The 3,675-nt window shown below is 69.4% G+C and carries 3 protein-coding genes; 1 reads left to right on the top strand and 2 read right to left on the bottom strand.

What is annotated here, in order from left to right:
- Positions 1–87 precede the first annotated feature (87 nt).
- On the bottom strand, positions 88–1,098 hold the full coding sequence (locus R1101_RS0118370; RefSeq protein WP_016934813.1) for an esterase/lipase family protein: 1,011 nt from the start codon (positions 1,096–1,098) through the stop codon (positions 88–90).
- Positions 1,099–1,385: 287 nt separating this feature from the next.
- Here R1101_RS0118370 and R1101_RS29730 point away from each other — a divergent pair, with 287 nt between their 5' ends.
- A complete protein-coding gene (locus tag R1101_RS29730) occupies positions 1,386–2,087 on the top strand; it encodes a hemerythrin domain-containing protein (RefSeq protein ID WP_037224056.1) in 702 nt (233 codons plus the stop codon).
- A 41-nt stretch (positions 2,088–2,128) separates the two neighbouring features.
- Here the strand turns inward: R1101_RS29730 and R1101_RS0118360 are convergent.
- On the bottom strand, positions 2,129–3,675 hold a 1,547-nt coding region (locus tag R1101_RS0118360), incomplete at its 5' end, for a hypothetical protein (RefSeq protein WP_016934811.1).

Below are 3,675 nucleotides of genomic sequence, written 5' to 3'. Positions count from 1 at the left end.
CAGTTCTCGACGGCGATGACCTCCCACAGTCTAGGGAGTCGGTGCCGTGCGACCCGCATCACCGCGCCGTGCGGGCTCTCGGCACGGTCAGGTGTTGGACTGGAGGATCAGTTCGGGGATACCGGTACCGAGCGCGACGGGGTCGCATTCACCGAGCGCGTACCGATCGGGATCGAGCACGTGCCGGGCGAGCTGCAGCGAGAACGAGTCGTAGACCATGTTGAAGTGACCGCTCAGATCCTGCGGGCACAGCTCCTGGACGACGTAGTTGGTCGCGCCTCCCCCGCGCAGTGCGACGTTGCCGGCCGGCTGGATGACCTCGTCGACCTCGGTTCCGATGGTCGTGTACCGCACGCCGGGAACGGTGTCGGTGGGCGTGTTGAGTTCGGCGAGCAGTTCCGATCCCTCGAGTTGCTGCACGAGCGCGACGGAGAATTCGCCCTCGACGATGTCTGTCGCTCCGGGCAGCGTGGCGACGGCCGCACCGATTCCGTAGAAAGTGCCCCCGTAGGTGGGTGACGCCATTCCGACCCACCGGTCGACGATCTCGGCACCACCGAGTTCGTTGATGTAGTACCGAGCGACGGTGGCTCCCTGCGAATAACCGACGACGTCCACCTCCTCCGCACCGGTGGCGCCCTGTACCTCGGTGACGAAGTCGCCGAACTGTGCTGCGGAGACCCGGATGTCACCCGTGCCGTAGTCGTCGGCGCCGTCGGCGAGACCGTAGTTCAGTGCAAACACGCACCAGCCCGATGCGGCGAGCAGCGGTGAGAGCGCAGCGAAGTCGGAGTACGCGTCGGAATCGGTGCCGTGCGCGAGCACCACCGGGCGGGGATGCTCCTCGGACGGCACACACGAGAAGTCGTTACTGCCCGCCGGCGCGGTGTCAGGATTGTTCTCGGCATACTCGGCTGCTTCGGCATGGCCGGTGGCCACCGGTCCCGCCGGGACCGGCACGCTGCTGACGGAACCCTCACCGAGACCGAGGATCGGCCCGTCACCGGGCGAGATCGGCTGCGCCGCCGCTGTACCGGCAGTGAGCATCGCGGCGACGCACAGGCCGACGACACCGCCGACATTCCGCCCGGCTCTCATTCGTCCGTCCTCTCCTTCTGCGCGCCTTCCCGGCACCTACGAAAGAGATCGGTCACAATAACCAGCTTCGCTACTGTGACGAATGGTATCTCCCGCACGGTGTGTCGCTGTCGTTTCTGCGTACGACAGGAGCCTGATGGACCTTGCGCTCGATCCACGGCGGTTCCACACTGAGAACAGCCTCCGCCGACGGAACTGTACGGTGCGAACACGGTGTCCTCACCGTCCTCGCACATCTCGACCTGCACTTCGCATGTGCCGTTGCTCACCGATCCATCGGAGACGTCATGATCACCGATCCCGACGGACCCGCCGATACCCGAATCATGGGAATCGTGCACTCGGCCCTGCGCCGCGACCTCCTTCGTATCGAGGTGGCCACCGCCACGAAGACCTGGCAGGAGACCCATCGCGTGGCTCTCGCCGACCACGTGCTGTGGATGATGGACTTCCTGCACCACCACCACGAGTCCGAGGACAAGGGGCTCTATCCGCTCGTGCTGCGATGCAACTCCGAAGCCGGCCCACTCGTGGACAGGATGAACACCGACCACCGCACGATCGAACCGGCGATCTCGGCCGTCGAGGCCGCCGCCCTCGATCTCCGCTCCGACCGTCCGGGTTCCGGAGAGGCGCTCGGGGCCGCTCTGTCCCGGCTGTCCGAGGTTCTGCTCCCCCACCTCGAACTCGAGGAACGGGAGATGATGCCGCTGGTCTCGAAGAGCATCACCGATGCGCAGTGGCGGGCGTGGGACGACGAATTCAACATCGGGCCGAAGGGAATGCAGCAACTCGGCAAGGAGGGGAACTGGCTCATCGACGGCCTCGACGCGTCGTCGCGAGATCACGTCGTGCATCTCGTGCCGCCGGTGCCGCGCTTCATCCTGCTGCACATCCTCGGCATACGACACCGCCACGAGTTCGCAGCGCTGTGGAAGGGTTCCGAAGCCGCATCCATTCCTTCGCAACCGATTCCGAAAGCGGCGTAAGGCGCGAGGCGAGGATCCGGAGAGATCCTCCCGTGGCCGGATCAACCGATACGCGGCGGATCCACCTGGACCCGCAGTGGCCCGTCCGCGCGACGTGCCGTGCGGGTGGCCTGCGCGTCACGCAGGGACCGACCGAGTGCGCGACCGCGCTCCCGTGCGACCCGCACGATCATCCGGTGCACGTCCTCCGGTTCGGGCCCGTCGGATCCGAACGGCAGTCGCTGTCCCGGCGGTAGCGGTACGGGTCCGAGTACTTCGGCTCCCTCGGGCAGGTGTGTGGCCCCGAGCAGTTCGGCGACCGCCGCCGACGACCCGTCGATCGCGGCCATGTGGACCGCGGGAGGGAATCCGACCTCGGCTCGTTCGGAGACCTCGGATCGGGCATGTCCCACGGGATCCCAGCGCACGAGTGCCTGCACGGTGGGGATCCCGGAATCCGCGACGACCACGACCTGTCCCCCCTCGGCGAACGAGCGCACGAGGGCCGACGCCGTGAGCCAGCGCCGCAGCGTCTCCTCGGCGGCACGCAGATCGGCTCTACCGAGCAACGCCCACCCGTCGAGGAGCAGCGCCGCCCCGTAACCGCCCTCGGCGACCGGTTCGGCTCCCACGGTCGCGACGACGAGCGCCGCCGAACCGGGCACCGCGTGTTTGACCTCGTTTCCGCCGGAGGTCACGACGGGCACACCGGGAAAGGCGCGTCCCAGTTCCTCTGCGGTGCGAGCCGCCCCGACGACCACAGCCCGCAACGAACGTGCACCGCACGCGTGGCACCGGTGCCGCGCGTCGGCGACACCGCACCACCGGCACGCCGGGATCGCGGCTCCGTCGGGCCCGGCCGCGGTGGGCAGCGCAAGCGGACCGTTGCAGTGCCGGCACCGAGCGGGTGCCCGGCACTTGCCGCACGCCAACGCGGGCACGTAACCGCGCCGTGGTACCTGCACGAGGACCGGGCGCTCCGACGCGAGAGCGGACCGCGCGGCGGCGAACGCGATGGCCGGCAGCCTTGCGGCACGCGCGGCCGGGTCCCGCGCGAGTGCCTGATCGCTGTCGGCGAGGGCTGTGACCTTGGGAGCGCACGCCCTCACGACGTCACGGGGCGCCACGAGGTCGTGCGCCCATCCGGCGTCGACGAGTGCCTGGGTCTCCGCGGTGCGCGCGTGCCCGGCGATCACGATCGCGGCACCGACCGCGTGGGCGCGCAGGGCGGCCACTTCGCGGGCGTGCGGATACGGCGACCGCGGCTCACAGTGCAGGTCGTCGCCGTCGTCCCACACCACGAGAAGCCCGAGATCGGGTGTCGGCGCGAACACCGCGGCACGGGTCCCGACGACGATCCGCGCGGAGCCTCTCAATGCCGCGAGCCAACGCCGATAGCGTTCGGCCGGCCCGAGACCGGCGGCGAGGCCGACGACGTGATCGGCCCCGGCGACATCGGCGCACGCCGACACGAGGCGGTCGAGGTCGCGCTGGTCGGGGACGACGAGCACGGCCGCCTTTCCCGAGGCCAGGGTCAGCGCGGCGAGTTCGGCGAGCCGACGGGGCCAGTCCTCACCAGGCAGCGCCTGCCACGCCGCGCGCGGGGCAC

Origin of the sequence: Rhodococcus sp. R1101, from assembly GCF_000278445.1 — a bacterium.
Classification (GTDB): Bacteria; Actinomycetota; Actinomycetes; order Mycobacteriales; family Mycobacteriaceae; genus Rhodococcus; species Rhodococcus gordoniae.
Note: the sequence above shows the minus strand (reverse complement) of the source record. Positions and strands in the feature narration are given on the sequence as shown.

What these genes read in the sequence shown, in the direction of transcription:
- R1101_RS0118370 (WP_016934813.1), bottom strand. Translation starts at nt 1,098, where the DNA reads ATGAGAGCCGGGCGGAATGTCGGCGGTGTCGTCGGCCTGTGCGTCGCC.
- R1101_RS29730 (WP_037224056.1), top strand. Translation starts at nt 1,386, where the DNA reads ATGATCACCGATCCCGACGGACCCGCCGATACCCGAATCATGGGAATC.